This is a genomic window from Lysinibacillus canaveralius, assembly GCF_047301505.1.
Classification (GTDB): Bacteria; Bacillota; Bacilli; order Bacillales_A; family Planococcaceae; genus Lysinibacillus_B.
The window spans coordinates 1,815,421-1,842,038 of the sequence record NZ_CP154840.1; the positions used below are offsets into that span (position 1 = coordinate 1,815,421).

General features: G+C 41.5%; 33 protein-coding genes. 16 read left to right on the plus strand and 17 right to left on the minus strand.

Annotated elements, in window-relative coordinates:
* The first annotated feature begins 232 nt into the window (after nt 1–232).
* Both rpmG and AA0Y26_RS09075 read left to right on the plus strand, forming a co-directional pair.
* On the plus strand, nt 233–382 hold the full coding sequence (gene rpmG / locus AA0Y26_RS09070; protein WP_413367102.1) for a 50S ribosomal protein L33: 150 nt from the start codon (nt 233–235) through the stop codon (nt 380–382).
* Nucleotides 383–430: 48 nt separating this feature from the next.
* Nucleotides 431–1,594: a GTP-binding protein gene (locus AA0Y26_RS09075; protein WP_413367105.1), complete on the plus strand. Its 1,164-nt coding sequence runs from the start codon at nt 431–433 to the stop codon at nt 1,592–1,594.
* Nucleotides 1,595–1,901: 307 nt separating this feature from the next.
* On the opposite strand, the gene AA0Y26_RS09080 is transcribed toward AA0Y26_RS09075, so the two are convergent.
* The 6 genes from AA0Y26_RS09080 to AA0Y26_RS09105 all read right to left on the minus strand — a co-directional run bounded on the left by AA0Y26_RS09080 (nt 1,902) and on the right by AA0Y26_RS09105 (nt 6,287).
* Nucleotides 1,902–2,876 (minus strand): M23 family metallopeptidase, encoded by a 975-nt coding sequence (locus tag AA0Y26_RS09080; RefSeq protein ID WP_413367108.1) that lies wholly within the window; start codon nt 2,874–2,876, stop codon nt 1,902–1,904.
* A 159-nt stretch (nt 2,877–3,035) separates the two neighbouring features.
* Entirely contained in the window at nt 3,036–3,296 is a 261-nt protein-coding gene (locus AA0Y26_RS09085) for a hypothetical protein (RefSeq protein ID WP_413367111.1), read from the minus strand.
* Between the two features lie 351 nt (nt 3,297–3,647).
* Nucleotides 3,648–4,424 (minus strand): class I SAM-dependent methyltransferase, encoded by a 777-nt coding sequence (locus AA0Y26_RS09090; RefSeq protein WP_413367114.1) that lies wholly within the window; start codon nt 4,422–4,424, stop codon nt 3,648–3,650.
* Nucleotides 4,425–4,477: 53 nt separating this feature from the next.
* On the minus strand, nt 4,478–4,840 hold the full coding sequence (locus AA0Y26_RS09095; protein ID WP_413367117.1) for a VOC family protein: 363 nt from the start codon (nt 4,838–4,840) through the stop codon (nt 4,478–4,480).
* Between the two features lie 137 nt (nt 4,841–4,977).
* Nucleotides 4,978–5,733 carry a DUF4386 domain-containing protein gene (locus AA0Y26_RS09100; protein ID WP_413367119.1) on the minus strand — a complete coding sequence of 252 codons (756 nt, stop codon included), beginning with the start codon at nt 5,731–5,733 and terminating at the stop codon, nt 4,978–4,980.
* Nucleotides 5,734–5,801: 68 nt separating this feature from the next.
* Nucleotides 5,802–6,287, minus strand: a complete 486-nt coding sequence (locus tag AA0Y26_RS09105) for a GNAT family N-acetyltransferase (RefSeq protein ID WP_413367122.1) — start codon at nt 6,285–6,287, stop codon at nt 5,802–5,804.
* 98 nt (nt 6,288–6,385) lie between these two features.
* Between AA0Y26_RS09105 and AA0Y26_RS09110 the strand changes: the two genes are divergently transcribed.
* The 4 genes from AA0Y26_RS09110 to AA0Y26_RS09125 all read left to right on the plus strand — a co-directional run bounded on the left by AA0Y26_RS09110 (nt 6,386) and on the right by AA0Y26_RS09125 (nt 8,589).
* Nucleotides 6,386–6,877 carry a GNAT family N-acetyltransferase gene (locus tag AA0Y26_RS09110; RefSeq protein ID WP_413367125.1) on the plus strand — a complete coding sequence of 164 codons (492 nt, stop codon included), beginning with the start codon at nt 6,386–6,388 and terminating at the stop codon, nt 6,875–6,877.
* A gap of 44 nt (nt 6,878–6,921) precedes the next feature.
* Entirely contained in the window at nt 6,922–7,149 is a 228-nt protein-coding gene (locus tag AA0Y26_RS09115) for a hypothetical protein (RefSeq protein ID WP_413367128.1), read from the plus strand.
* A 38-nt stretch (nt 7,150–7,187) separates the two neighbouring features.
* On the plus strand, nt 7,188–7,985 hold the full coding sequence (locus AA0Y26_RS09120; RefSeq protein WP_413367131.1) for a CPBP family intramembrane glutamic endopeptidase: 798 nt from the start codon (nt 7,188–7,190) through the stop codon (nt 7,983–7,985).
* Nucleotides 7,986–8,163: 178 nt separating this feature from the next.
* Entirely contained in the window at nt 8,164–8,589 is a 426-nt protein-coding gene (locus AA0Y26_RS09125) for a hypothetical protein (RefSeq protein ID WP_413367134.1), read from the plus strand.
* Nucleotides 8,590–8,693: 104 nt separating this feature from the next.
* Here the strand turns inward: AA0Y26_RS09125 and AA0Y26_RS09130 are convergent, their stop codons facing one another.
* Complete coding sequence (locus AA0Y26_RS09130) at nt 8,694–9,467, minus strand: Cof-type HAD-IIB family hydrolase (protein ID WP_413367137.1); 774 nt, start codon at nt 9,465–9,467, stop codon at nt 8,694–8,696.
* 157 nt (nt 9,468–9,624) lie between these two features.
* On the opposite strand from AA0Y26_RS09130, the gene AA0Y26_RS09135 reads away from it, so the two are divergent.
* Together AA0Y26_RS09135 and AA0Y26_RS09140 are read left to right on the plus strand one after the other, a co-directional pair.
* Nucleotides 9,625–10,365, plus strand: coding sequence for a DUF2087 domain-containing protein (locus tag AA0Y26_RS09135; RefSeq protein WP_413367140.1), 741 nt, complete (start codon nt 9,625–9,627; stop codon nt 10,363–10,365).
* A gap of 136 nt (nt 10,366–10,501) precedes the next feature.
* Nucleotides 10,502–10,861 carry a VOC family protein gene (locus tag AA0Y26_RS09140; protein WP_413367143.1) on the plus strand — a complete coding sequence of 120 codons (360 nt, stop codon included), beginning with the start codon at nt 10,502–10,504 and terminating at the stop codon, nt 10,859–10,861.
* Between the two features lie 108 nt (nt 10,862–10,969).
* Here the strand turns inward: AA0Y26_RS09140 and AA0Y26_RS09145 are convergent, their stop codons facing one another.
* The 3 genes from AA0Y26_RS09145 to AA0Y26_RS09155 form a co-directional block, all read right to left on the minus strand.
* The gene (locus tag AA0Y26_RS09145) at nt 10,970–11,386 is read right to left on the minus strand and encodes a hypothetical protein (protein ID WP_413367146.1); all 417 of its coding nucleotides are present in this window, start codon (nt 11,384–11,386) and stop codon (nt 10,970–10,972) included.
* Between the two features lie 155 nt (nt 11,387–11,541).
* A complete protein-coding gene (locus AA0Y26_RS09150) occupies nt 11,542–11,970 on the minus strand; it encodes a hypothetical protein (RefSeq protein WP_413367149.1) in 429 nt (142 codons plus the stop codon).
* A gap of 96 nt (nt 11,971–12,066) precedes the next feature.
* The gene (locus AA0Y26_RS09155; protein ID WP_413367152.1) at nt 12,067–12,585 is read right to left on the minus strand and encodes a YfiT family bacillithiol transferase; all 519 of its coding nucleotides are present in this window, start codon (nt 12,583–12,585) and stop codon (nt 12,067–12,069) included.
* Nucleotides 12,586–12,825: 240 nt separating this feature from the next.
* Between AA0Y26_RS09155 and AA0Y26_RS09160 the strand changes: the two genes are divergently transcribed.
* Nucleotides 12,826–14,373, plus strand: a complete 1,548-nt coding sequence (locus AA0Y26_RS09160; RefSeq protein ID WP_413367155.1) for an RNA polymerase sigma factor — start codon at nt 12,826–12,828, stop codon at nt 14,371–14,373.
* A gap of 69 nt (nt 14,374–14,442) precedes the next feature.
* Here AA0Y26_RS09160 and AA0Y26_RS09165 read toward each other — a convergent pair whose 3' ends face one another.
* The 3 genes from AA0Y26_RS09165 to AA0Y26_RS09175 all read right to left on the minus strand — a co-directional run bounded on the left by AA0Y26_RS09165 (nt 14,443) and on the right by AA0Y26_RS09175 (nt 16,625).
* Nucleotides 14,443–14,826, minus strand: a complete 384-nt coding sequence (locus AA0Y26_RS09165) for an SET domain-containing protein (RefSeq protein ID WP_413367157.1) — start codon at nt 14,824–14,826, stop codon at nt 14,443–14,445.
* A gap of 181 nt (nt 14,827–15,007) precedes the next feature.
* On the minus strand, nt 15,008–15,541 hold the full coding sequence (locus tag AA0Y26_RS09170) for an isoprenylcysteine carboxyl methyltransferase family protein (RefSeq protein WP_413367159.1): 534 nt from the start codon (nt 15,539–15,541) through the stop codon (nt 15,008–15,010).
* Between the two features lie 4 nt (nt 15,542–15,545).
* On the minus strand, nt 15,546–16,625 hold the full coding sequence (locus tag AA0Y26_RS09175; RefSeq protein ID WP_413367161.1) for a type III polyketide synthase: 1,080 nt from the start codon (nt 16,623–16,625) through the stop codon (nt 15,546–15,548).
* 638 nt (nt 16,626–17,263) lie between these two features.
* Between AA0Y26_RS09175 and AA0Y26_RS09180 the strand changes: the two genes are divergently transcribed.
* On the plus strand, nt 17,264–17,872 hold the full coding sequence (locus AA0Y26_RS09180) for a transglutaminase-like domain-containing protein (protein WP_413367163.1): 609 nt from the start codon (nt 17,264–17,266) through the stop codon (nt 17,870–17,872).
* Between the two features lie 285 nt (nt 17,873–18,157).
* Complete coding sequence (locus AA0Y26_RS09185) at nt 18,158–18,769, plus strand: Type 1 glutamine amidotransferase-like domain-containing protein (protein ID WP_413367165.1); 612 nt, start codon at nt 18,158–18,160, stop codon at nt 18,767–18,769.
* Nucleotides 18,770–18,798: 29 nt separating this feature from the next.
* Here AA0Y26_RS09185 and AA0Y26_RS09190 read toward each other — a convergent pair whose 3' ends face one another.
* Nucleotides 18,799–19,812 (minus strand): IS1595 family transposase, encoded by a 1,014-nt coding sequence (locus AA0Y26_RS09190; RefSeq protein WP_413367167.1) that lies wholly within the window; start codon nt 19,810–19,812, stop codon nt 18,799–18,801.
* A 292-nt stretch (nt 19,813–20,104) separates the two neighbouring features.
* Nucleotides 20,105–20,662 carry a recombinase family protein gene (locus tag AA0Y26_RS09195; protein ID WP_413367169.1) on the minus strand — a complete coding sequence of 186 codons (558 nt, stop codon included), beginning with the start codon at nt 20,660–20,662 and terminating at the stop codon, nt 20,105–20,107.
* A gap of 580 nt (nt 20,663–21,242) precedes the next feature.
* Between AA0Y26_RS09195 and AA0Y26_RS09200 the strand changes: the two genes are divergently transcribed.
* Nucleotides 21,243–21,698: a GNAT family N-acetyltransferase gene (locus AA0Y26_RS09200; protein WP_413367171.1), complete on the plus strand. Its 456-nt coding sequence runs from the start codon at nt 21,243–21,245 to the stop codon at nt 21,696–21,698.
* 121 nt (nt 21,699–21,819) lie between these two features.
* Complete coding sequence (locus AA0Y26_RS09205; protein ID WP_413367173.1) at nt 21,820–22,242, plus strand: GNAT family N-acetyltransferase; 423 nt, start codon at nt 21,820–21,822, stop codon at nt 22,240–22,242.
* 289 nt (nt 22,243–22,531) lie between these two features.
* Here AA0Y26_RS09205 and AA0Y26_RS09210 read toward each other — a convergent pair whose 3' ends face one another.
* Entirely contained in the window at nt 22,532–23,380 is an 849-nt protein-coding gene (locus AA0Y26_RS09210; protein WP_413367175.1) for an MBL fold metallo-hydrolase, read from the minus strand.
* 141 nt (nt 23,381–23,521) lie between these two features.
* On the opposite strand from AA0Y26_RS09210, the gene AA0Y26_RS09215 reads away from it, so the two are divergent.
* Nucleotides 23,522–24,661: a zinc-dependent alcohol dehydrogenase gene (locus AA0Y26_RS09215; protein WP_413367177.1), complete on the plus strand. Its 1,140-nt coding sequence runs from the start codon at nt 23,522–23,524 to the stop codon at nt 24,659–24,661.
* Between the two features lie 101 nt (nt 24,662–24,762).
* Here AA0Y26_RS09215 and AA0Y26_RS09220 read toward each other — a convergent pair whose 3' ends face one another.
* A complete protein-coding gene (locus AA0Y26_RS09220) occupies nt 24,763–25,026 on the minus strand; it encodes a hypothetical protein (RefSeq protein ID WP_413367179.1) in 264 nt (87 codons plus the stop codon).
* Between the two features lie 108 nt (nt 25,027–25,134).
* On the opposite strand from AA0Y26_RS09220, the gene AA0Y26_RS09225 reads away from it, so the two are divergent.
* Both AA0Y26_RS09225 and AA0Y26_RS09230 read left to right on the plus strand, forming a co-directional pair.
* Nucleotides 25,135–25,974 (plus strand): DUF2268 domain-containing protein, encoded by an 840-nt coding sequence (locus AA0Y26_RS09225; RefSeq protein WP_413367181.1) that lies wholly within the window; start codon nt 25,135–25,137, stop codon nt 25,972–25,974.
* A gap of 139 nt (nt 25,975–26,113) precedes the next feature.
* Complete coding sequence (locus AA0Y26_RS09230) at nt 26,114–26,458, plus strand: DoxX family protein (protein WP_413367183.1); 345 nt, start codon at nt 26,114–26,116, stop codon at nt 26,456–26,458.
* Nucleotides 26,459–26,618 lie beyond the last annotated feature (160 nt).

Below are 26,618 nucleotides of genomic sequence, written 5' to 3' on the forward strand. Positions count from 1 at the left end.
GAGAATTGTCTATTAAAGCAGAGAAATTGTCTAATAACTTATGAAGATTGTCAATTAACTATAAAAAGAGCTGCTAAGCGCCGGTGAAAGCCGGCGTTTTTTCGTCAGTCCAACAGTCTTTTCAAAATAGCTTGTGTCGTCATGCCGGAAATTATTTATGTATTGACAAAGTATAAAAGGAAGTGTAAATTTACAAAGTGTAATCATTACTATTTAAGAAAGAGGTGATCATATGCGTGTCAACATCACATTAGCGTGTACAGAAACAGGGGACAAAAACTATATTACGACGAAAAATAAACGAAACAATCCTGAACGGTTAGAACTGATGAAATATAGTCCTCGTTTAAAACGTGTTACATTACATCGGGAAACGAAGTAAAAAATTTTACGTATTTTTAAATCGTAATTATTACTTATTGGAGGGCAAATGAAGAAAATACCTGTAACAGTGCTGAGCGGTTATTTAGGCGCCGGCAAAACAACGTTGTTGAACAGTATCCTTTCGAAAGCAACAGAAAGAATTGCTGTCATTGTGAATGATATGAGTGAGGTAAATATCGATGCAGCCCTTGTCGCACGGTCCACGGAAAAATTAGTGGAGCTTTCGAATGGCTGTATTTGCTGCACCTTGCGTGAGGATTTATTAAAAGAAGTGGAGAAGCTGGTGAAGGCAGGCGATATCGATGCCATTATCATTGAATCGACTGGCATTAGTGAACCCATACCGGTCGCCCAAACATTTACGTATATCGATGAAGAAACGGGTATCGATTTAACAAAATTCTGTACATTGGATGCGATGATTACAGTTGTTGATGCCTACCGCTTTATGAATGATTATGCAAGCGGGGAGACGCTGCTGGATCGACAGCAAACAGCGGATGAGTTTGATGTACGGGATGTTTCGGATTTATTAATTGATCAATTGGAATTTGCCAACATCTTCGTCATCACAAAAAGCGAGCTGGTCGATGCAGCATACTTACAGCAATTTACAGCGTTTTTACAGCGCATCAATCCGAAGGCGGAGCAGCATATGGCAGTAAAAGGGGATATTGATCTTTCAAAACTGTTACACCGCGGCATGTTTGATTTTGATGAAGCCTCAACGGGAGCTGGCTGGATTCGTGAGCTTGAGAACGAGCACATACCTGAAACAGAGGAATACGGGATTTCGTCATTTGTTTATCGCCGGAAGCGGCCGTTTCATCCCGAGCGCTGGCATGACTGGTTAGCCGAAATGCCGGTGGAAATTGTACGGGCAAAGGGCTTCTTCTGGCTGGCAACACGGGATATGCCCGGGCTTATATCACAGGCTGGGGTATCCATTCAATTTTCGGCTGCAGGTGAGTGGGTTGCGACCTTACCGCCTGAGGAGCAGAAGCAGATTTTAGCTGACGATGCGGAGCTTGCAGGTAAGTGGGACGACACGTTAGGCGACCGCGCTTCAGAAATTGTCTTTATTGGCATTGATATGGACAAAGAAGACGTGATTGCAGAGCTGGATGCGTGTCTTGTGACGGTTGAGGAATGGGCAGATGCTGATCAGCTTTCAGATCCATTGCCGAAATTTATCGAGGTAACAGCGTAACGGTCTGTTTGGTGGGAGAGCGCTTTTTCTAGAAAAGGAAAGGCGTTCTTTCGTTGACTGGGGATTGTCTAATAATGAGCGGGAATTGTCTATTATCCTCGCAGGATTGTCCAATAACGTGTGGAAAGTGTCTATTAAGATGACAGGGTTGTCTAATAACGTGTGGAAAGTGTCTATAAGAAGACAGGGTTGTCCAATAACGTGTGGAAAGTGTCTATTAAGAAGACAGGATTGTCTAATAACATGTAAAAAGAGCCGCCCGCTTGCAGGCAGCTCTTTTATCCACACTGTAGGTAATTTCCCGAAGCTATTTAAAAAATTGCCCTACAAGACGGGGGATGAAAAGCAGAATCTCGCCGATCGTAAGGGCTGTATCAACTTTATCCACCTTCTCGGCAGCGGTACTTTTCGGAGGAATATATGCAGATACGGTCTCCCCTTGAATAGGTTCTAGACCATCCTTAAAGCGGATGCGAATAGAAGTACCCTTGTAGAAATCGGGGGAGTCCATCACCTGAAAATGCAGGTGAGGTTCTGACGAATTTCCGGAATTGCCGCAGCGTCCGATACATTGGCCTTCTGTTACGGTTTCCCCTTCACGCACTTCAATGGAATGCTTTTGCAGGTGGGCAAGCATACTGTATTCCTTATGGTCATGTTCAATGACCACATAGTTTCCGGCAGGATGTTCGGCATCCATCTCACCAGGTGTATTATCCTTTAGACCATCAATGACCTTTACAACTTTTCCGGCAGCCGGGGAAACAATCTCTTGATTAAACGCATAGAAATTTTCATTGCGCAGCCGCGTTTCCTTGAAGGATGCGCCGTCTTTCACTTGAACCAGATCATAGGCGTAGCGCTGGTTTTCATAAGCGTAATGGTAATTGATCAATTCATTCGTTCCGCCCCAAAAGACAAACCAGTCTCCCTTAATCGGCATAATGTATGAATTTTTTGTGAAGCGTTTATCACTAGCCGGATAGGTTATGTAAGGCTTCAGATAGAGACTCTGGATCATGCCATTTTGATCGAAAGAGACATGAATTGCTTTTTCATTTGATTGGTCCAGCCATAGGTACTGCACAGTATGATCGATGGTTGTAGAAAGCTCCAGTTCGTAATGGGCCACTCCAGCATTAAAAGAGGCGGCTAGTTCCTGAAATTGTTCAAATGTAATAAGGTTTTGAAATTCCTTCGTTGTTTGTTTATAAATTTTTTCGAACTCACCTTGATGGAACTGGGCACCGAACTCACTTGGTTGAATAGATTCACGCAGCATCTTCAAATCGCTCCTTCTTGGTTCACTATTTAGTAGGCAGTCTTTGTTTGATAATTACGGATGGAATTCAAAAAAGTTTCAATTAATGCCGATTTAAATAAAAAAGAAGTAGAGATAAAAAAACCCTTTCCTAACATGTATTGTAGGAAAGGGATACGTTTACGGTTGATTCCAAAAGATGCCCATAAAAGCATAAAAACCGATGAGGGCCACAGTGATAATAACAAGAAGGGCAATAGCAGCCGTCTTCCATATACCGTTATAGGCCATTAATGCAAAAATGATTGCGACAAAATACGAAACGACAGAGATGAGGAATAAATAATCGGAATAGAAATCTGGAAACAATGTAATGAAAAAAGGAATCAAGCTGATGATGACAAACACAATCGATAACATACCTGCACGTTTTCTCAACATACTACCTCCCGTCTGCAAATAAAGAAGCAATCAAAAGTGAAGTAAGCACACTAATAAAGCAATACTCCTTAGAATCATCCCCGGAAAAAACATTTCGTCTCTACAAGACTTACTTGGTTGTTTTGCCAGCGAGACCATATGCTCTTGATAGAAAGGGGAGAGCGCTATTTGTGATCAATACTAGATTTCAGCATCTCTGATAAATAGACTGCTAGTATTTGTTATGCGAAAAGTGCCGATAATATGTTACTCTACTAGAAAAACATAAATGATGGGATTACTACCTGTTTGATTATGTCTATGTCCAGGGGAGTTCCGCTATAAGCAAGCGAGCATCAGTCCTATTCAGCCCTATTTGACAGCTGCCCAAATTGTCCAACGGTCCTTTTCGTTAATAGGGGTATCAGATAAAAAGGCCTTGTCTATATAGGTAACTAACACTTCTAACTCTTTCTCATCTAACTCATGTAAGATACTCCTGCCCGTTCTTTGCCGCATGTCTTGTAATAGATCCTCTTTATCGTCATAAACTTTACGCGTTTCCCATAGTTTGATCTCCCGAATATCTTTAAAACCAGCAGCTTGTAACGTTTCGATTACACGCCCGCTAGTGTGTCTGCGTTTCGTTTCTTTTTCCATTAAGTGTGGAAAGCATTCAAAGAAATAGCCTCTTATGTGATGGTTGTCTCCGCCGAGTAAACAATCATCCGGTGTACGATCCTGGATGATAAAATACCCGCCGCTTTTAAGGATTCGATAGGCTTCTTGAAAACAAGCCTGTAAATCGCTAATGTGATGGATTAATGCTCTTTCAAGTATCAAATCAACTGCGTTATTGTCAAGACCAGTACGGAGGGCTGTGCCATATTGAAAGGCAATGCTTGGTGAGCTTTTACAGTTTTCGCGAGCTGCATCAAGCATTGTTTCCGAGAAGTCTACCCCAATAACAAAAGGGGCACCCATAGCGGAGAGGGCCTTTGAATAAATACCACCGCCGCATCCTACGTCTGCAGCTTTCTCGATTTTTTCGAATGGAACAAGCGCTGAAATAGTTTCATTCCAGGAACGGTCTACCTCTCTTGTCATATAGCTGTTCCGGTTTTTGCCGTCGTGAAAGTCTATTGCCATGTGTCATCCCGCCCATCTTTTATAAATAGGAAAAACAAAGGAACAGCTAGCTTTTACAACGGCTGAATCATCTCCACCCGGTTGCCGAACGGATCTCTGAATTCGAAGCGGTCAAAACCTGGAATCGGTACCGAATCAAGAATGTCGATTTTTTCTGCTTGCAGTTTCGTTCTCCAGTAGGCGAGTTCCTCTACCTCGTAGGCAATATGCGCTTTTGTCGTCAAGCGGTCAAAGCCATCCTCTGTACCAAGATGGACATCACGATCCCCGACTTTTATCCAAAAGCCGCCTCTTCCTTTAAGAGCATCCGGTTTTTCGACTTCTTCAAAGCATAGTACCTCGCAGTAAAAATGTTTCGCTTTTTCTTCCGTCCCTTTTGGAATCGTGATTTGCACATGGTGAATCCCTTTGATCATAGTTCTTCTCCTCCTTCATAATTTTTCCAAATATATGTCTATCTTCACTATACTACATTCTTTGTATAAGTAAATTTTATAAAAATTATGAAATGACATAAGTTTAGTTTATGTTTCTGGCAGGAGGGAGAAGGATGTCAGCGGACCGGCTGCATTTTTACGCCTTTTATGATCAGCCAGAAGGCGAGGGAGAGTTCTGCCAGTACGCCGCAAATCGTAACAATGATCAGCAGGGTGCTTTCATAATCCATGTAGTTCCACAAAAGGAAGTAGGCAAGACTGTCTGCAGCATAAGCAATGGCAGCAAGTACGAGAAGGTAGCCAATGAGCTTTGGTACATAGCCGCTTGACCGGATAATCAAATAGCCGAGAATGAATAAGTGAAGGGCAAAAAACATCAGGCTGATTAGCCATCCGTTAGTAAAGGAGTTTGTGAATAAAAGAATCTGATCAGCCGCAGTTGAAGATTCATCGTCCAGCATGTCAACGATCACAGCAAGGTGATAAAGAGAGGCACCGAATATGGCAGTATAGAGGAGTCGCAGCCAGGCGGCAAGTAAGGAAAGATTCAGGCTGATCGGCTTAAATAAGGTATAAAGAGCCCAGGCAACGACAACATCCAGTAGAAGTACGATAATAAAGCATACTAACCCAATACGGAGCAGCATTTCGTTTTCCACAAGATTGGCCGCAGTTTGTGCCGCGTTATGCTCAATGACGAGGCGGTTCAGAATCCCCTCATTAGCGCATCCCGCCAGCACAGCCATCAGCAAAAGGCCCATGCCTGCAACCTTTGAATAAAAGCCCATCGAAGCATTCGGAATCCGGTTGATAACAATTCCTCCTTTACCTGGCGAACGATTAGCGATGATAAATAGGTATGAAAATAGCATATGGAATAGACCGAGCAGCGTTGGGGTGAGGAGAGTTCATGTGCATGCGAAATAAAAAGAAGTATGTTTTACAGCTTTCGTTTATAAAGAATTTGCTCAGCATCAAATCTTACAAGCCGTTCAACTGCCTGAAAACCAATCTTCTCTAATAGTCTGCATGACGGAAGGTTGGCTGCTTGTGTTTCAGCTACAAGCTCGGTTAACTGCAGGTCATAAGACGCAAAGTCGATGACCGCCTCTACACATTCCCGTGCATAGCCTTTACCCCACCAGTCAGGCAGCAGCTGATAGGAAATTTCAGTAGATATCCTGTCATGATGGATATCCAGTGAAAGAAGGCCGATAAACGCATTTGTATCTTTCATTCGTGCAACAAAGTACGTACCGGCTGCCGGCGAAGTAACAATTTGCTGGAAATGTTCTTTTATGATGTCGGGGTCAACCGTACCGCCTAAATACTTACGGACTTCTTCATTTGTATATAGACGGTTTACTCCGTCAAAATCATTTTCTTCTATTTTATATAATATGCAGCGTGTTGTTTGCAGTAACATTTTTTCTTCCTCCTTTGCTATAGCAGCTATACTTGGTTCATATAATGGAAAAATTAGGTTATAATTGTATGATACAGCATGAGAAAGGAGAAGTATAGATGAAGCTTCATATAGCGGAAATGACTGAAAAGAAAGCTGCTGAAATTCTTAGCTGGCGATATGAAACGCCATACGATTTTTATAATAATGAAGATACAGCAGAAGGCAGGGCAGAGCTGTTGAACGGCTTTTATCATACGGTAGACCATGATGATAACGAGCTGATCGGCTTCTTTTGCACCGGCACATCTGCACAAGTACCAATCGGCAGGGAATACGGACTATATGAGCACCGGTGTATCGACATGGGGCTCGGTATGCACCCCACGCTTACAGGGAAGGGTGGAGGAATCACCTTTTGTACATATATCTTAAAAGAAATAGAGGCGCAGCATCCTGAACTGTCAATCAGGCTGACGGTCGCTGCATTTAACAAGCGGGCGATTCATCTTTACGAAAAGCTCGGTTTTATGAAAGTAGAGGAGTTTTCTACAAGCACGGCTGATTTCGATATAATGATCCGAAACAGGGATGAGGTGCCAAAATCTTGAAACCTTTCACAGGAAAGAACGTAAGGTAGGAAGGAGGTGATCGAATGCACTATACAAGCCAATTTCATGCGATGGGCTGGCTGGGGATTGTAACGCCAATTTTCTGGATTCTCTGTTTTTATTTTACGCTCTTATATTTTCAGCATTTGAAGAATGGCGATGAAAAGCTGATTAAGCAGACTCGTTCAGCTGCTGTCATCTGTCTTGCTATCGCTTTGCTAATACCTGCGATTTCGAATTTCTATTTCATTAATCAAATGATGCAGCCGTAAGTCATGAAATCTGAGTGAAGGGAAGGGGATGATTCTCCGTGAAGGGACAGTTGGCTATTCGTAGGATAGACGCGGGCCAGACGGGTTTTGCTGGCTTGTTTTTCATTGGCTTGATTGCAGGCTCTGTTGAATGGTGGCTGGTGGCGGGGCTCATCATCCTGCTGCTTGGCGGAATATATGCTGTCTATCCGGGTACGCGTTTTGTTACTGCATTATTTATCGGTTTCCTTATTAGTTTTACGTTATTCCAGTTATTGAACGCCTGGATGGCAGAGACTGATCTGCAACGGGAATGGCGCATTATTTTCAATAGACTTTCCTTACTTATCATCGTGCTGGGCCTATACATAACGCACCTGCTGCACAAACAGCCGATTTCTTTCTTTAACGCAAAGCCAAACTGGCATGCTTATGTGAAGCTGCCCTGGGCTGCTGTTCCGGTCTTTCGCTTTTGGCTGATTGGCCTGCTGGTGAATATCGCTGTCTACATTCCCTTTATCGTCATGCAGGGAGCAGAGGCGGTGAAATCGCTGCTCCTATTTGCTTTCTTATTCGCGCTTATCAATGCAGTGTTCGAGGAAATGATTTGGAGAGGACCGCTGTTTTCAAGCCTGCTTCGGCAAACGTCAGTTTCGTATGCGCTTATTGTAACAAGTGTTGGATTTGGCCTGCTGCATTTAGCAATCGGTATCCCGGTGGCCATCAGTCTGCTGTTTTCGATAGCCGGCCTGTTTTACGGAATCGTCGTCTACAAAACGAACAGCATTTACCCGGCGATCCTTTTCCATTTTGTGCTGAATATCGGCATGGTACTTAGCGGCTGGATATTATCCTGACGATACCAAAGGATGTCTATTATCTGTCTGGACAGGTGATAGACATTTTTAGTCTATCGCCTGAGCAAGCCAAAAGAATTTCATCAGTACATAAACATGAAGTGGATTCCCTTTGGAATAGGATAGAAAGAGGAAGAGACTATTCCTGCATGAAAACAAATAGGAAGGGAGCTCTTATGTGCTGGCTAGAAGAATGGTATTGGCCACCGGGATCATCGTTCTTGGCGTAATCGGGGTTGTAGGGTATTCAACATATAGCGAGCGAAAATTTGTTGATACATTCATTACTGAAGAGCATTTCGATGAAAGGCTGAATCGGGTAACGATCTGGGAAACGAACAGCCATTTAAATGAAAGCATAGCCATTGCGAAACAACATGATGAACGCTTGGAAAAAGTAAGGGCAGCGCTGGAAGATTGGCACGTAAGGAAGACATTCTTTAAAAATATGGATTACGAAGAAGCGTATCAACTGGATATCTCTTATGGAGAAGATACATTAACGATCCCAATCTCTTCGGATGGACTGATGAATATACAAGGACATACGTATGAACTTGTAAACGGCCCTCAAATTGAAGAACTGCTTGTTATACTGGAATGACGGGTTTAGTATGCAGAAAAGCTCATATTCTTGGCGAAGGTTATTATAAAGGAAGCGTATTTCGATTGTGAATACGCTTCTTTTCATTTTTCCGGCCGCGGCTGTTAAATCAACTGCAAATCCTTTAGGGCAAATTCGATGCCGTCTTTGTCGCACTCTGTTGTCACGAAATCCGCTATGAGCTTTAGCTTGTCACTGCCATTTCCCATGGCAACCCCGAAACCTGCAAGCCCCAGCAGCTCCATATCATTTTCTCCGTCACCAAAGGCAACTGCTTCAGCCGGCTTAAAGCCGAAGTAATTCAGTACAGCCTTTGCAGCAACCGCCTTTGATACTTCTCGCTGCAGCACATTCGCAATATATGGATGCCACTGCTGGAACAACAGATGCGGAAACGCCGCTTTGTATTCCTCGACGCTTTCCTGATTCGCATAAAGGCACATCAGGTAAATATCCTTTTCCGTAATGAAGGGATCGACCCCTGGATAGTCCCGCAATGACAATGTTTGCTGCAGGGCCAGTAATGTCGATTCATTTTGGATGCCGTTCATTGAAAGGGATTCGGTAAAGAAGGAAAGTGCGTGTCCCTTTTGGTTTGCATATGCCTGAATCGCTGCGACAATGTCTTTTTCAAGAACGGATTCAAAAATGAGGCTATCCCCATGCTTCGCGTGAGCCCCGTTTGCGGTAATAAATGTATGGATTCCCAGCTGCTGCAGCTCCTTGCACATCGAGAGCGGTCTGCCGGTAGCAGCGACTACCTCTATGCCGTTTGCTTGTAATTGCTGGATGGCGCTGAGGGTTGTTGCAGATATACGTCCGTTTTTGTAATCAATTAACGTACCGTCCACATCAAAGAACACAATTTTATATGACATCGAAATATTCTCCCTTTTAGGTTCTTGTAATTTCTTCCTTTTATTATAACGAAAGAGGTTTAATAAAGAAAATGTGGGCATATTTGATGATTTATGATTAAAGTGTTTACTATTTAATAAACGTAATTTATAATTGTTTATATAAGGGGTGTTTAAAATGAATTTTGACGATGTTTCAGTTGAAGAGCTGGCAAAAGGCTATAGGAAAACAGCGGATCAAAAGGCGTACCAATGCCTGTTTTGTGATGAAAGCTTTGATGTAGAGGAAATTTTCCCGATTAATGGACGTCTTTTTAAGGCAGGGCGGGCGGCTGACTATCATATCCAAATGGTTCACGGGTCCGTATTCGATTCATTGATCGCATTGGATAAAAGGCATACGGGCTTATCGGAAGTGCAGACCGAGCTGCTGCAGTTGTTTCACCAAGGGCTGCAGGATAAAGAAATAGTAGAGAAAACTTCAGCGAACAGTGTATCGACAATCCGTCAGCACCGATTCAAGCTGAAGGAAAAGGAACGTCAGGCAAAGGTGCTCCTTGCGATTATGGAAAACTTGGAACCAACGGAGCAATATGAACCAATTCACAAGGGGGCAACGATGATGGATGAACGCTATGCAGTCACGTCAGGGGAAAAGGAAAAAATACTAGAAACGTATTTTAAAAATGGGCTTGGCGGGGCAATTGAGACTTTCCCGAGCAAGGAAAAACGGAAGATTGTGATCCTGCAGCAAATCATGAAGCGGTTCGAAACCGGAAAGCAGTATAACGAAAAAGAGGTCAACGAAATATTGAAAACTGCCTATTCGGATTTCGTGACAATCCGCAGATACCTGATCGAGTACGGTTTTATGGACCGCAGCAACGACGGAGCAACGTATTGGGTGAAGGAAGTATAGACAGGTTGGATAAAAATAGAGAAGAAGCCGGTACGGAAGTTTTGTATCGGTTTTTTATATTGTATTTTATATCCATAAAAGGTAGAATGTAAAAAAGAGAACAAATGTACGTTTTTTGAGAAGGGGGATACATAAAATGTGGAGCAGAATTGAATGTGTGGCGATTTATACGGAGGAAATTGAAAAATCCATTGCGTTTTATGAAGCTGTTGGCTTAAAAAAGGCATGGGATACGTATCAGGACGAGGACAAAAAGTGGCGCCTTGTCGGGATGAGCTTTCCAGAAGGCAATACAGAGCTCGTGCTGAAAAACAACCCGGATTTAACGATGATGGAAGCAGAGATCAGGGTAGAGGATGTACGCGCCGTGTACGAGTCATTAAAAGGTCATGAGGAAGTAAAATGGATCCGCACCCCGTTTCCAAATGCCCTCGGCGGCCATGTTGCCGTACTGGAAGCACCAGACGGAAATGTGTTTGTGCTTGTTGGGGGCTGAGGTTAAATGGGAGCATGAAAAGCGTGGGGGACCATGCTTTTCTGCACTCTTTGGAGCATTGAAATAAAGGGTAATCATTTTCTGCCTGTGTTTCCCCATTGGGCGGCTTTATTTTAATTCTATTTTGTCCTCATGCGCTTTACCTTGTGCATCTTCCCATGTAATGACGACAAAATAAGAGGATTCTTCTTTTGGTGCATCGCCGTAATATAAATCAGGGTAAGAGAACGGGTGCAACGTGTATACGGTAGCATCAATATCTGTACCTTCATAAAATTCATTTCTATCAGAGATTACTTTATTATTTTCTAGGAATTCAAGTTTCTTTACATTTACTTCTTTTTCATCTGCTTGTGTGACAGATACTACCCATGCTCCTCCAGCTTCAACTTCGTTTATTTTTTTATAGACTACTTTCCACGTGCCATCATCGGAGGTTCCTTTTATACTCGGAGTTGAAAAATCTAGATACATTATTCCGAGGAAAATTAGTAACAGCACCAGCGCAGGGTACATTTTTTTCATCGTTTTCCCCCTTCTTTCCCATTCAGATTATGAAAAATAGAAGACAATTTCTTGATCCAATCAACTGTGTCTACCGGATTGGCTGCAGCTTCAGCAATTTCATCCTGACTTTAATAGTAGTGGTACTCCAAACGATATACGCCATTTAAAACCGGTTACATCTCTTTTGATTTCAGAAATTGCATGAACCAATCAGTTAATTCTTCTGAAATCACGTACGTAGTATTTGTATCCTTCACATTCATCAAGATACTTTGTTGTCCTTTTTCTCCTACCCATAGATGATAGCTCTGCTTTTTGCCATTTGTAAAAGTGATTTTTACATCAAATTCAGGTTCAGCCATATCCGCGATGCCTTCTCTCTTTGCCGCATGGGAAATGGCATGCTTGAATAAGTCAAGCGTTTCCTGGTCTTCATATTCCGCAAGAAAATCACCATCCACTTTGCCAAAACCATTTGATATTGAAATGCTGATCTTTGATAACTCTCCAGCTGGAAGAAGCTCGCTATTAGCAGATTGACAGCCCAGCAGAACAGCAGACAGAAAACATAATAATAAAAGAGAAAGCGAGTAGTGTTTCATCGTTATACCTTCCATTTCTCCTTCATGCAGCGTGATTATCAAGTTGTGTAATTTTTTACATAAGCATCTCTTAATTGAAATTGTTCACAAAAACTATTACCAGCCGTTTCGATTACATAAAGACGTAATATGTGCAAGATGATGCTTTCCGTGCCAAGCATAGATTCCTATATTTTTGCCTACTGAAACTTCACCTGAATCCGGATGAATGAATGTCTTCTCCAGATCAGCAGGAGTTAGGCTGCGTAAAAGGTTGGTCCAGCGTTTGTGCAATGTGTCGAGGAGTGAAAGGGAAATATCGATTGCTAGTGTATAATCTGATAGTTCCGCCCATCCTGTTTCGTCATATGGTTTAATGACAGGATTGTCTTCTGTAAGGGCTAGTTTAAAGCGGATGTAGGCGTTCATATGACTATCTGCCACATGGTGGATCACTTGCCGGACAGTCCACCCGCCAGGCCGGTAAGCTGTATCAAGTTGTTCATCAGTTAAGTCTTTTACCGCGTCCCGTAATAATGTAGGTAATGCCTCGATTTCACTTATCCAAGCACTTGTAACGCTGCTCGTCATTTCTCCATCAAAATGAAAAGAGCCAATTGGGTATTGCATATCCATCTAACGTCATCCCCCTAAACTTTTTTATAGCTAACCAAATAAGCCACTAAAATTAGATAATTCTACTTCGATTATTCTACTACCTTTTCTACTTAATGTATCACAAAGTATATTCCAAAATAAACCATAATTTACTATAATGGAATTTCCAGAACAATATATTATGAATGAAAATATGTTGCATCATAGGCAATCTTACGAACCAATAGACAAAAGACACGATAGAGAAGAGGTGAAAAAATGGAAACTGGGAGAATGGCCAATTGGTTTGATAAATATGGAGAATCTGTTTTCCTCTATCTCGCCATGATGGTGAAAGACTACCGGCTTGCCGAGGAGCTGACACAGGAAACGTTCATCAAAGCTTCCCGGAACCTTCAGGAGCTGGAAGGTAAGGAATCATTAGAAACTGAGCTTTTGTTCATGGCTCATAAGAAGATGAAGGGCTATCTTCGAAAAAAGCGTCCGTTTCAGTATTATTTCGGTATGAAGATGAATCAAGCAGGCAGCCAGCTGCAGTTCGGGCAGGTTGACGGACTGAATCATCTACATAGGCAATTATACGAAGCAATCCAGCGGTTAACTATTACATATGGTGAAGTAATCGTTTTACGAAAAATAATGGATATCTCAGCCGGGGATACTGCCGCTATCTTAAGCAGATCAGAAAGCAAAGTAGAAAGGACGTTACAAAAAGGGCTGGCTGAATTAAAAAAAGAGCTGGTGAAAAAGGGGGTTCCGAATGAGGAAAACTTAGGTGGCTTCCTGAAGGAACTGGGAGCGGATGTAAAGAGAGTGCTGCAGGCAAATGAAGAATCAGATAAACGAATCATTCAGCAATCCCATACACCGAAAAGGCTGTATAGTAAGAAGTACGGGTTCGCTGCGGCGGCGTTTTGTTTACTGCTGATCATCCTTCCTTTTTATTCATCAGTGATCGATGGCATGATTTTGGAAAAGATATCGCCAATAGATCCTCCATCTATAATCGAAGATGAAGAAATTTTTAGTGTGGTCACTGAGAAGGTAGAAGAAGAGGGTTATGTAGTTGAGTACATAGGTATTTACACTGAGGAAAATGAAGATGTTGAAACTTTTGAAATGGCACTTGTATTGAACGATTCATCATTACAGGACGCAAGAAAGCATCTCGAACCTATTGTAAATAATTATTTAGCTGAAACGGGTAACAGGAAAATGAAGGTGCATTTTATAGAAGTGCCTGAATTAGTAACTAACCCTATTTATAGTGAGGTAATTGAACTTGTCGACCAAGTATTTATCCAGCATGGGTATGCGAAAGAAACACATTACGGATTAGCCGAACTTCAGAAGAAGGGGGATTCGTATGTTCTGCATGTTAACATGCCTGATCATATTCAGGAATCCCAGCTGATTCTGGCTGATTTGAACAGGACCTTGAAGGAGCAGCAATTGGCGATTAGGGAGGTAGTCGTGACACCCATTTCTATTACGCTCGAAATGAAGGAGCGGCGCTGGCAGTCTATTGTGAGTCAGCTCCATAATGTACTCGGGTGGAAATCGGCCTATTTATTTAGAGGTATTTCTTTTGAAATAGAGGAAGAAAAGGTAGTGATTTGGGTTAATACGGATTGGAAAAAGCATCCGGCAGAGGAACAGATGCAGCGCATGCAGCAGGCGGTACAGGCCTATCTGTCTTTGCAGAAAACGGTGAAAGAAATTCAAGGGGATGCGTATACGATTACATTTTTGCTGAGCAACTATCAGCCGTTTATGGAGATGACGAATGAAGAGGAAGCTGAGTAGTCTGCTTCCTTCAATTAAAAAAGAGCAGTACAGGATCGATTACACACCTGTACTGCTTTTCGTTGCTGTTTATTTTTCTTCCTGGTCAAACCACAATGGATCCATATCATCTACATCACCGTTGTAGTTAATGAGGATTTCATCGCCTGCTTTTATATCCTTGAAAGCGAAAAAGTCGAAAGTCTGGTTTTCGAAATTGATTTCATACGTTGCATTCGGTTCATACGAATGGTTGAACAGCATGCCATAGCCAAGCAGGATGGCAGAACGACCGATTCCGTATTCAAAGGCGTAGTCGGCGAGAAGTGTTTTCTCTATGTATTCATGCTCTTCATTCGGGTAAGCAATGACGGGCGCTTCGTGCAGGAGCTCTCCCTTTTTGATATCGCGTGTAGCAAATACGCCTCTATTAAATTCTCCATCACTTAGTGGTGATGTTTTAATTTCAATCATGTTGTTCTCCTCATCATATAAAAAATTTTCTATCTAACTGTAACATGGATTCACAGAGAAAGCTCTTTATTATGTTCAATACGAGTGGAAATTCCATACCAAAAGTAACATGGACAAGGCTAGGGGAAAATACCCGCAAAAAAAGCTGGGCAAAAGCAGAAAATCTGCTTTCGGCCAGCTTTTAGCTTTTGGGCTGAAATACTTCGTTATAGTTTGTCAGTTCACGCAGTGCTTTCTCCTCCGTTGGGATACGTACGGACAGCATAATGAAGTTTAAGATCGTAAAGGCAATGGCTGTGAAGTACGCACCGAACATGAGCGGCAGCAGGGCGATTTCAATGCATACGACCAGATAGTTCGGATGCCGGATATAAAGGTAGGGCCCTTTTGCGACAACATCGGCACCCGGCAGGATGATAATTTTCGTATTCCAGAACGGACCGAGCGAGGCAAGACACCAGATGCGCAGGCCCTGCACAGCTAAGAATAGAATGAACAGCCATGTGAAATAAGGAGAAAGCCCGCGGTCGAAAAATGTGACTTCGATTATGAGACTGATGAAAAATCCTGTATGGAGAGCAATCATGTACGGATAATGATTCGCTCCGACTTCATAGGCGCCTTTTGCGAGCATTCTTTTTTCATTTTTCCGAGCGACGACTAATTCCAGCAGACGCTGCACAATGACAAGAGAGAGGATAATAAAGAATAGCATATCGTTACCTCCATTCCAGCAAGACGGCTTCGCCGCTAAAGCCTGGTCCGAGTGCAACGAGTAGTCCGAATGTATGTGGATTGTTTTTCATCAGCATAAACTGCTCGAGTACATAGAGAACAGTAGGTGAGGACATATTGCCGTTTTCCCGTAAAATGTCGCGCGACACATTCGTCTGGCCTTCCCGTAACTGCAGGGCTTCTTCGTAGGCGGCGAGTACTTTTTTGCCTCCCGGGTGGGCAACAAAATTTTCAATTTGCTCTGCTGATAGATCATGCTCTCCTAAAAATTCATGGATGAACGGCCCCAGCCATTTAGAAATGATGGATGGAATGCTTTTCGAGAATACAACATGGAGTCCGCTATTCTTCACATCCCATCCCATCACGTCCTCTGATTCAGGCATCCATTTGGAAGCTGACCCATGAATATACGGCATTGGCTTGTCCTGCTGGAGCTCTGCCTCATCTCCGCATACAAGGACACAAGCAGCCCCATCCGCAAATAGGGAGGTGCCGACAAGATTACTTTTCGAATAATCATCCTTTTGGAAGGTCAAGCTGCACAGCTCAACACAGACGACGAGCACTTTGGCCTTTGGGTGTGCCTTGCAGTAGTCGTATGCCCGGCTGACACCGCCAGCGCCTCCTGCACAGCCGAGACCCCAGATGGGCATGCGAACCGTTCGATCAGAGAAGGGGAGAATATTCATAACGCGGGCGTCAATACTCGGTGTGGAAATCCCGGTCGTACTGACAAAGATGATTGCATCTATTTCTTCAGTGGAAATAGGTGTATCGAGAAAAGCCTGGTTGTCCAGGCATGTTTGGATGACTTCCACGCTATAGTCTACGGCGAGTTTAATATAAAGTTCATTGCGGTCTTCGAATGTATGAGGCTCCCGGTACCAGTCGGAAGGTACACAGAAATTGCGGTTTTCAATCTGCCCGTTTTTGAAGACTTTTAACAGGCGTTCAAGTCGCGGGATTTTATCCTGAAAGAGCTCTTTTGTCAGCTCTTCAATATTGGTTTGTGCTAACGGATAGGGTGGTTTATATGTACCAACGGAAGCGATTTTCGGCATAGACAATTCTCCTTATAAACAAGTACTTTCTTTCAATGTATTGAAAGAAGTTGGGAAATATACAAAATAACTGGAATAGCGTTTCCTTTACAGGAAGGGGCGCACAGCCCCTCATAAAAACAGGAAGGTGTTTTTCTATGCAATATGGACATCGCATACTGCATAAAAGACCTATGATCGTATACCGTACAGTTCCACGAGCTTCCAAAAGTTAAACGGAAGAATTAGAAAAACTGGGGTACCATTTCAAAAAAAGTGAGAAAAGGGGAAATAAAAAGCCCCTAACTGTGGCTTTGAAATAAAGTTGAACTGTTTATAAAAAAGTCGTACCGTTTAGAAAAAAGTTTAACCGTTTATAAAAAAGATGAACCGGAATTTCCTATCTCTATAAAGAAGGGATTTCGGTTTTTCTTGTGGATTAAGAACCTGTTAAGTGATAATAAAGTTATTCCAATAAAGGGCCATATTATGGAGGACAATAAACAAATATTTATACAGAATGCAATTGAACTTGTGAGGGATTATACTTAAACTACTCGGCTCAGGTTAAGTAAATAAAACATCTTTAAATAAGGTGAATTTTCTTGTATAATAATACTTATTTGTAAATATTTATTCGTATTATTAGGGGGGATTCTGTGAACTTGGTCTGTGAATCTGAAAAAATAGAGGATTATTTACTCGAATTAAATGAAGTAAATTATTCTAATCTCATTATAAAAGAGAAAGTAAGTGAGATTTTCAATCAATCCCAAACGGAAATTGAAAAAGCAAAAGTGGCTTTTGAATTTGTTCGAGATGAGATTTCTCATTCTTGGGATATTCAATCAGCACGAATAACTTGTAATGCTTCCGATGTATTAAACTTTAAAGAAGGAATTTGCTATGCAAAGTCCCACCTATTAGCTGCTTTATTACGTTCACAGGGAATACCAACAGGTTTTTGTTATCAAAGATTAATGTTGTTTGACACCCCAGCCAAAGGGTATTGTATCCACGCTTTGAATGCTATCTTTTTTAAGTCACTTAATAAATGGGTTAGGGTAGATGCCCGTGGGAATAAAAAAGGAATTGATGCTCAATTTTCAATTGATGAAGTAAAATTAGCTTTTTCAATTAATGAGGTCCTTGATGAAAAAGATTATCCAATCATCTATGCTAAGCCTCATCCTAAAACAGTAGCTGTTCTAGAGCAACATACGAATGCATTAGAAATGTATAAACATTACTTACCAGAGAATTTGTAGTTGTTTCACTAATGGGAGTTTTAGTTGAACAACGTTCTCCAACAAACTGGCGCGATTGTGGAAGATCAACAGTAGAAAATGATCAAACTTTTTTTAAAAAATTGCACATTGTTTCACAAAGAATTAACCCGTTTTGAACAAACTTTGTTCAAAACGGGCTCTTTTAATTTGGCTGTTTTCGTAAAGATGTTGTTTTAGATGTGAAAAATTCCTGATTTCCTATATTTTCTGTTAAAATAAGGATATATCCAATGCCAAATAGAGAATAGAACGGGGTTGATTAGAGTGAAATTGTTACTAACCTCTAACGGTTTTTACAATGATGCTATCAAGGAGCAATTTTTAAAACTCATTAATGGCAAACCTAACGAACTGGACGTTGCTATTATCACAACTGCATCGCCACAAAAGGATAATAATAGGTTTGCTCAGAAGACGAAAGAGGACTTTAAGGATATGGGGTTTCAAAACATCGATTTCATTGATATAGAGTTTGATAACCCAAAAAGTCTTGCACATAAAGATGTCATATACATCAATGGTGGTAATCCATTTAATTTATTATTTCATACTAAACAGAGTGGAGCAGATAGTATCTTCCGAGATTTAGTGAACAAAAATGTTGTTATTGTAGGTGTAAGTGCTGGTGCTGTTCTACTTGGTCCAAACATTAAAGTCGTTCATTTCTTCACACCGCAAATGGATGCATTAAATACTAAGGATTTTTCTGCATTAGGCTTAACGGACAAACTTGTTTTTCCTCACTATGACCGAGAAGATTTGTTCAAGGATAGTACGAACAAGACAATTGAAGATAGACTAAAAGAATTTGAAATCCTTGAAGGGTGCGAAGTTACAAGATTAAAGGATGATGAATATTTCACAGTAGAAATGTAATTTATTGACCTCTAATTCGAGGTCTTTTATTATGCACTTCTTCTAAACATCTCAACTGTCGTATAGTTAGATTTATTAACAGCACTAAATAAAAGTTTCTTCACTCGTTCTTTGTGAGCCACCTTTTTGCTATGTTCAAGGTATCTGAACCAAAACAAGTAGTTATCAAGGTATTTGGTTGCCACACCTTGAAAACGGTTCATAAATTGTTTTAGCCGTTTGTGATAAGCATTGACATGTTGAATATGGAAGATAGATTTTTTCACATAAATCCCTTTCCGCACATTCACCATTTCGTGTTGTAATTCCTTATCTTTTGCGAACTTCTTGTAGTTTGTCGCTGTATCTGAGCATAAAAAAACAGAGGTGTCGATATAATTCCCTAACACCTTATCTATATCTGTTGATTTAATGCGACCTTTTCCAGCCATTTGAGAGATGACTTGTCCATTTCGGTCTTGTGCAACAAGAACACAAACCTGTTCTTTCGAGATGCCTCTTTTAGTAGCGACACCGCCACGCTTGCGAGGTTTTCTGTGAGTAATAGACTTCTTCCCTTTGTCACTTTCCAAGAAAAAGGTTTCATCGCTTTCAACAATCCCTTTTAAAGTTTGATTGCCTAATGAACGGAGAGCATTCAAGATTTTATGTCGCCAATAAAAAGCCGTAGAAATATGGATTTCTAAATCCTCAGAGATTTTAGGCAGTGTATAACCTTCTACCATCATTTCAAAATATTTAAGCCATTTATGAGGATATCGAGAACCTGCCAATGGAGTATTGGTCATATCGTTAAAGGTCTTTCCGCAGTCTTTGCACAAATATCGTTGTCTCGCACGATATTTGCCGTTTTTCTTGACCGACACACTCCCGCAGTGAAGACACGCCAAACCACCAGAAAAACGAGTTTCACGAATGTCTTTTAACATCTTCGAAATATCTTCTCGTTCTTCTGGAAATAGGTCTTGTTTCATCGCTTCATACAACGCTAATTGTTCTGCTCTTGATAGGTCACTAAAATCATGATAAACGTGTCTCCACATATCCTAACACCTCCATAAACGGCATTATATCAGCCTATTCATAGTATGGTTAAATAGCAACAATCTATACGAAAACAGCGTTTAATTTAAATTAGAATATGAATCTGTGGGTTGTTTTTAATCATATTTTATTCTAAAGCTACACCTTTCATATCTGTGTACTCAACAACTAATACCGCTTCTAATGAACGTTCATCATCACTAAACCTGAAAATTGCTTGGGCCATATTTAATTTCTCCTTTAATACTCTTCCTGAACTTACAAAGATTCAGTCAAGTGTTTTTCCTTTTGCTAATTCTCTTTGCGTCTTTTACTTTCTCGTTTTAACGTACTAATAGAGATGCCTGTAATATCAGCAATTTGTTTAAATGAATGCGTATTACGTAAGCTCATCGCATGATCTAATTGTTTTTTCGTGTATTTATTGGGCCTGCCTTCACGGAACCCCGGTTGCTGTTTCGCAATGGCTTTCCCTTCCTGGGTACGTTCAATGATGAGATTCCTCTCCATTTCAGCTACAGCGAGTAGCGTCTGTAAAAAGAAGCGCCCCATTGTCGTATCTTCCAGCAATCCCACATTAAGTACATGTACTTTTACGCCTTTGGCGAATAATTGTTCAATGATTTCGATACCTTCTTTGGTGTTACGAGCCAACCGATCTAATTTGGTTACAACGAGCTTGTCACCTTCTTTTAATATAGACAGCAGCTCATTTAATTGAGGTCGATCTGTTTTTGTGCCTGTAAATTTTTCTTTATATACGACTGTTGCTCCTTCACTCTCTAATGCCTGGAGTTGGGCATCTAATTCTTGCGCTACAGTGGATACCCTCGCATAACCGTAAATCATAAAAAACCTCTCATTTCTAGATCATACTTATGAACATAAGTATTGATATTTTTATTTTAATGATTTATAAAAAGTGATTAGTGGGGCTGGCTCATAAGATTTTTATGGATTTACAATGTTTAGGAAAGAACTGTTACCAAACGACGGTTTGGGCACTTTTTGATATAATGTGAAACTTTTTTTGACACTAACCAGTAGAACATTATATTAAGGATTGATAAAAATGGAATTTCATTAAATAAGTTAAACAAAGGGGATACAATGGAGACTTTATTGGGAATTTTAATTGGATTAGGAATAATAACAGGATGCCTTTTAATTTGTATGTGGTCATTACCTATAGCGATTAGGTATTTTAAAAGTAAAATATAGAGTAGCGTCAGAAAATCGCCTTTCCAACGTTAAGCACTTAATGCTACCAAACACCGCTTTGGGAACTAAAATGCCTTATTCAATTGGATAAGGCATTTTTGGTTGCTTGTGAACTATTCTACATGAAAGATTTAAAATTCCATGCTGTATGAAAAAGGAAATATGAAACCTTTTATGTAATAACTAAGTAATGAAAGGAGAGAGGCGTATGTATCAATATTTTAATGGTTTAGTAATTAGAGAGGGTACTGAAGGAATTCCTGCTGATTATGTTGAAGCGTTGTTTAAAGATGCTGGCTGGGCAACTAATATCCCTTCATGGCAAAAAGAAAAATACTCACTTATATTTAAAAATTCAACGTGGGCATTTACTGTGTGGGATGGTGAAACAATGATTGCAATGGTTCGCGTAATATCAGACAAAGTAATGGCAGCTAATATCATGGACTTAGTTGTTTCATCAGATTATCGTGGGAAAGGCATAGGAAAAAAACTTGTTGAATTATGTACTCAAAAACTTCCTCATGGGGATTGGTTTGCAAACACTTCCGCCAATAATTTTAAGTTTTACGAGGCTTGTGGATTTGAAGTGAAGGATTTATCTACACATGGCGCTTGTGTATATTATGGCTTTATACAAGCACGGAAAGATGGGCATCGTTAACGCATTTATAAAATATACATAAACATATGTAATAAAGTTCCCAAATGACACTTAGGGAACTTATAATTTTCTTATCAATAACTTATAGAGAAAAGGTGAAGCTACTATGCATATTCGTTCAATGATTAGAAATGATATTAATAATATGGATGTTTTAATGAATCAGTTAGGCTATCCTTCTTCAAATCAAAAAATTCAAGAAAGATTGGATAAAATCTTGGATTTACCAAATTACGAAACGTTTGTTGCTGAAATAAACGGAGATTTAGTTGGCTTTGTAGGAATGTGTAAGCAAATCGCATATGAATTTGATGAGCCATATGTAAGAGTTTTAGCACTAGTAGTTCACGAGGATTATCGTAGAAAAAATATTGGGCAAAACCTTATGTTAGCAGTTGAAGATTGGGCGAAAAAGAACGATTGTATAGCTATCACATTAAACAGCGGGAATAGAGAAGAACGAATCGCTGCACATAATTTTTATAAAAATTTAGGATACATAGGGAAGAGTACAGGTTTCAGTAAAAGTTTAAGCAATAATTAAAATTCAATATACGAGCCTATACAAAATAACGTTCCCAAATAAAAGTTTGGGGACACAGAAAAACAATCTTCAACAATCGGGCGCGATTGTTGAAGATCGACAGTAGAAAATGATCAAACTTTTTTATAAAAATTGCCTCGTGTTTTACAAATAATTAACCCGTTTTGAACAAACTTTTTTCAAAACGGGCTCTTTTAATTTAACTTAAAATATGGGTCTGTGGGTCGTTTTTGATCAAACTTTATTCTAAAGCTACACCAACTATTCGGCAGTTAGAGGCGGGGTGCGCTTAATCCACAAAACGTCCTTGTGTAGGAATTGCACGCTGGTCGAACTCATTTGCTAATATCGACAAGTTATGTGCCAGCTCTTCTCCAGACATTGGCATACCGTGTCCGGTAACAACGACTGCCGGCTTTAATGCTTCGAGCGTCCGTACGGATTCACGTGCCTTTTCCCAGTCGGTAGTGAGATATTTCGGCGGACCGTTCACTTCTTTTTCCTGTACGAGTACTTTAAAAAGCGATTCCTGTTTGATCGTAACAAAAGCATCCCCTGCAATCAGGGCATGGTCTGCTTTACGGAAGAGAGAAACATGCCCTGGTGCGTGCCCCGGCGTATACACCCATTCCCAGCCAGGCATAGTAGGGACCGAATGATCAGCCGGTAAGGGCTTTACGCGGTCTCCCAGGTTTATCGCTTCGTTCGGGAAGTATGGTGACATTCTTGCTACAAGACCGCCGCCTACAGAAGGGTCCGGCTTCGGATAATTCTTTTCCCCTGTCAAATACGGAATTTCCATAGGGTGCGCATAAACGGGTACGTCCCAGTGCGTAAGCAATTCAACAATCGCGCCTACATGATCAAAATGACCGTGCGTCAGGATGATAGCTTCCGGCTTTGTACCAGCCCCGAATCGCTTTTCCGCCTCCTCGATAATGGATGCAGCAGAACGGGGCATGCCTGCATCAATCAGCGTCCATCCGTCATTTTTCCCGGGATCTCCGATGAAACACACATTCACTACTTGAATCGTATAGCAATAAATATCAGGCGTTACCGCTTGTCCAACCATACTTAGCATGGACGTCATCGGAATGTATTTATAGTCATCTCCATAATCCATTTCCTTTGCCACGTAAAAAACCTCCATTCTAAAGAATCGTATATATGTTTGCTTTCCTGATTTGCTTTATCATAAACACGCATTCTACATTTGAAGTTAGTTTATTGGGAGAGTGGGTAATAAGAGAACTATATCGATGTAGGAGGGATGAAATTGAAAGCAGTAACGTATCAAGGGGCACAGGATGTCCAAGTAAAAGATGTACCAGATGCAAAGATCGAAAAGCCGGATGATATTCTCGTCCGAATTACGACGACGGCGATTTGCGGTTCCGATCTTCATATTTACCGAGGTGCGATGCCGACAACCAAAGGGTATGTCATTGGGCATGAGCCAATGGGAATTGTAGAAGAAGTCGGACCTGAAGTGACAAAAGTAAAGAAGGGCGACCGCGTCGTCATTCCATTCAATATTTCGTGCGGCGAATGCTTCTATTGTCAGAACGAGCTGGAAAGTCAGTGTGACAATGCGAATGAAAATCCTGCAATAGATTCAGGTGCCTACTTCGGCTTTACAGAGCGCTACGGCAATTATCCGGGCGGACAGGCCGAGCTTCTGCGTGTACCTTACGGCAATTTTGTCCCGTTTAAAATTCCTGAATCATGCGAATTGGAGGACGAGGCCCTATTATTCATGTCGGATGTATTGCCGACAGCCTATTGGAGCGTGGAACATGCCGGGGTTAAAAAAGGGGATACAGTCGCCGTGCTGGGTTCCGGACCAATCGGACTGATGGTACAGAAATTCGCATGGATGAAAGGTGCAAGCCGTGTCATTGCGGTTGATCCTCTCGATTACCGTTTGGAGCATGCTCTGCGTACCAATAAAGTAGAAGTTTACAATATGGATAAGTTCGACGATGTCGGTGACCATATCCATGAAATTACCCGCGGTGGTGTAGACGTTGTCATCGATTGTGTAGGGATGGATGGAAAGATGTCTCCACTTGAAAAGGTTGGGCAAAAGCTGAAAATGCACGGCGGTTCGTTGAGCGCCATCGATATCGGCCACAAAGCTGTACGCAAATTCGGTACAATCCAGCTGACGGGCGTTTATGGATCGAGCTACAACATGTTCCCGCTCGGTAATATTTTCGAGCGGAATGTCACATTGAAGACAGGTCAGGCACCGGTCATCCATTATATGCCGATGCTGTTTGATATGATTGTCCAAGGAAAAATCGACCCGACGGACATCATCACACACAGCATGCCGCTGGAGCAGGCGAGTGATGCCTACCGTATGTTCCATGACCATGAGGATCAAAGCATCAAGTTTGTACTGAAAAATTAGAAAAACAGCTCTCAGACAATTTGATGAGGGGAGGGAATCTCTTCTATGTGTCAAATCGTCTGAGAGCTTTATTTATATTCCATCCTCAAATAGGTTGAATCCTACCAGAAGAATGCTCCTGCTAACGCGATTCCTGCAATTGCGCCAAGCGCGATACCATATCCGAAGCCGCCTCCGCCGTAGCCCCAGCCCCAGCCGAAGCCGTAACCACCGCCGCCCATGCCTCCATCAGGCATAAGCCAAACCCGTCTTCTATCGACACGCGTAATCGTTCCTACATGCATTTTTCCTTGAGTATCGGTGATGCGTACGCGCTTGCCTTGATATTGGCAGCACATATTGTACATATCATTATATTGACCCATAAATCTACCCTCCTTTTACCTTAAACTACTTATTAATATATGTTGCAACTATTGATAGACACGTGCTAATCGTCTAGTACATATACTGTGAAAAAGGATGATAAGAGAATGTCTGTCAAAAAGACTCATAAAACTTTGCGTAAAATCTGTAAAGAATGTGAAGGAAAGCCGAGAAACCTCATCGCGTCTATCCAGAGTGAAAATATTACAAAACCGCTTTTGCCGTTATTTCCAGAAACACCGCCGGAAGCGATCTATCATGAGCTTTTACAAAACGGCCTGTTTCAGCCAGCCGAATGGGTGGAACTTGAGGAAATCGTGGTAAGTCTGGATGAGAGGGGAATATGGGAGCTCTTGGCACAAGAATATGCCCGTCTCCAAACATTATGGAACGGCCCTGAGGTGGATATCTATATTTATCCTTTAACGAAGAAAAGGCCATCGATTGGGGGAATCGCGGTGAACAAGAACGGGGTGGCGTATAAAAATGCTCTTTTCTTGTTCGTAACACCCGAGCTTAAAGAGCAGGAACTATATGCATTGCTGGCGCATGAATACCATCATATTTGCAGAATTTTTCATCGGAACTCCTCGCCGGCAGAGCATTCCCTGAAGGAGTCGCTTATCATCGAGGGGATGGCAGAAGCTGCCGTAGAAGAACTATACGGCGAAGAGTGGCTGTCGCCATGGGCAAAACGCTATACAGAAGAGGAGACAAGGGAAATATGGGCTCGGCATTTTGTACCGTCCCTTGAAATAAAAGGCGTGATCAATCACCGTCCCTTTTTATACGGAGATAGGAAAAGGAGGCTGCCGCCATGGGCAGGCTACAGCATAGGCTACCGGATTGTGAAGTCCTATCTTCAAAAAAACGAATCAATTAAACAGGAAGCGTTATATCAATTATCTGCGGATGAGATCATCCAAGATTCCGATTTTTCCATGTAGACATGAAAAAAGTACACATTGATTGCAAGGGGCAAGAGTGAGCCCGTCTGTATCTTTCTTGTGAGCATAGGATATAGAAGGGGAAGTAGTGGGTTCCTCTCTAGGTACTTATCCTTTCTAATCGTACGGGAGTGACAACATGGATCACGTAACATTGGTTGTGCAAATACTAATTAGCGCTGTTTTTGTCTTTGTTGGGTTTGGAAAAGTTTCCGGCAATAGGACCTATCGAAGGGCTTTCATCCAATGGAGGCTGCCGTATTGGTTTCTTATGCTCACTGGATTTCTCGAAATGATCGCAGGACTACTACTGCTGATGGGGCTGCTCATTCACGGATTGGCATTGTACGGCTTACTGCTTCTTTTCTGTATATGTATCGGTGCGATCTTTACGCATGTCCGCGTAAAGGATGGCATACAGGAGATGCTGCCGATTATCGTTCTATTTGTTTTTATCCTCTTTTTATTCCTATTTTCTTTATGAGATCTAGACCGGCTTACAACGAAAGTATGCGGTCTGTATGGGCGGGCGTCTTATCTGGAAGTGCTAGGGGTGGGTGGGGCGCTTGCTGATTGAACGGTTTTTTGTTCCATTTTTCTTGAAGTATGCCGTTTCAAAAAGCTTGCGGTTTTTTATAGCCTAA

Bases quoted from the DNA above. Each gene is read 5' to 3' on its own strand.
- rpmG (WP_413367102.1), top strand. From the start codon at position 233: ATGCGTGTCAACATCACATTAGCGTGTACAGAAACAGGGGACAAAAAC.
- AA0Y26_RS09075 (WP_413367105.1), top strand. From the start codon at position 431: ATGAAGAAAATACCTGTAACAGTGCTGAGCGGTTATTTAGGCGCCGGC.
- AA0Y26_RS09080 (WP_413367108.1), bottom strand. From the start codon at position 2,876: ATGCTGCGTGAATCTATTCAACCAAGTGAGTTCGGTGCCCAGTTCCAT.
- AA0Y26_RS09085 (WP_413367111.1), bottom strand. From the start codon at position 3,296: ATGTTGAGAAAACGTGCAGGTATGTTATCGATTGTGTTTGTCATCATC.
- AA0Y26_RS09090 (WP_413367114.1), bottom strand. From the start codon at position 4,424: ATGGCAATAGACTTTCACGACGGCAAAAACCGGAACAGCTATATGACA.
- AA0Y26_RS09095 (WP_413367117.1), bottom strand. From the start codon at position 4,840: ATGATCAAAGGGATTCACCATGTGCAAATCACGATTCCAAAAGGGACG.
- AA0Y26_RS09100 (WP_413367119.1), bottom strand. From the start codon at position 5,733: ATGCTATTTTCATACCTATTTATCATCGCTAATCGTTCGCCAGGTAAA.
- AA0Y26_RS09105 (WP_413367122.1), bottom strand. From the start codon at position 6,287: ATGTTACTGCAAACAACACGCTGCATATTATATAAAATAGAAGAAAAT.
- AA0Y26_RS09110 (WP_413367125.1), top strand. From the start codon at position 6,386: ATGAAGCTTCATATAGCGGAAATGACTGAAAAGAAAGCTGCTGAAATT.
- AA0Y26_RS09115 (WP_413367128.1), top strand. From the start codon at position 6,922: ATGCACTATACAAGCCAATTTCATGCGATGGGCTGGCTGGGGATTGTA.
- AA0Y26_RS09130 (WP_413367137.1), bottom strand. From the start codon at position 9,467: ATGTCATATAAAATTGTGTTCTTTGATGTGGACGGTACGTTAATTGAT.
- AA0Y26_RS09135 (WP_413367140.1), top strand. From the start codon at position 9,625: ATGAATTTTGACGATGTTTCAGTTGAAGAGCTGGCAAAAGGCTATAGG.
- AA0Y26_RS09140 (WP_413367143.1), top strand. From the start codon at position 10,502: ATGTGGAGCAGAATTGAATGTGTGGCGATTTATACGGAGGAAATTGAA.
- AA0Y26_RS09145 (WP_413367146.1), bottom strand. From the start codon at position 11,386: ATGAAAAAAATGTACCCTGCGCTGGTGCTGTTACTAATTTTCCTCGGA.
- AA0Y26_RS09150 (WP_413367149.1), bottom strand. From the start codon at position 11,970: ATGAAACACTACTCGCTTTCTCTTTTATTATTATGTTTTCTGTCTGCT.
- AA0Y26_RS09155 (WP_413367152.1), bottom strand. From the start codon at position 12,585: ATGGATATGCAATACCCAATTGGCTCTTTTCATTTTGATGGAGAAATG.
- AA0Y26_RS09160 (WP_413367155.1), top strand. From the start codon at position 12,826: ATGGAAACTGGGAGAATGGCCAATTGGTTTGATAAATATGGAGAATCT.
- AA0Y26_RS09165 (WP_413367157.1), bottom strand. From the start codon at position 14,826: ATGATTGAAATTAAAACATCACCACTAAGTGATGGAGAATTTAATAGA.
- AA0Y26_RS09170 (WP_413367159.1), bottom strand. From the start codon at position 15,541: ATGCTATTCTTTATTATCCTCTCTCTTGTCATTGTGCAGCGTCTGCTG.
- AA0Y26_RS09175 (WP_413367161.1), bottom strand. From the start codon at position 16,625: ATGCCGAAAATCGCTTCCGTTGGTACATATAAACCACCCTATCCGTTA.
- AA0Y26_RS09190 (WP_413367167.1), bottom strand. From the start codon at position 19,812: ATGTGGAGACACGTTTATCATGATTTTAGTGACCTATCAAGAGCAGAA.
- AA0Y26_RS09195 (WP_413367169.1), bottom strand. From the start codon at position 20,662: ATGATTTACGGTTATGCGAGGGTATCCACTGTAGCGCAAGAATTAGAT.
- AA0Y26_RS09200 (WP_413367171.1), top strand. From the start codon at position 21,243: ATGTATCAATATTTTAATGGTTTAGTAATTAGAGAGGGTACTGAAGGA.
- AA0Y26_RS09205 (WP_413367173.1), top strand. From the start codon at position 21,820: ATGATTAGAAATGATATTAATAATATGGATGTTTTAATGAATCAGTTA.
- AA0Y26_RS09220 (WP_413367179.1), bottom strand. From the start codon at position 25,026: ATGGGTCAATATAATGATATGTACAATATGTGCTGCCAATATCAAGGC.
- AA0Y26_RS09225 (WP_413367181.1), top strand. From the start codon at position 25,135: ATGTCTGTCAAAAAGACTCATAAAACTTTGCGTAAAATCTGTAAAGAA.
- AA0Y26_RS09230 (WP_413367183.1), top strand. From the start codon at position 26,114: ATGGATCACGTAACATTGGTTGTGCAAATACTAATTAGCGCTGTTTTT.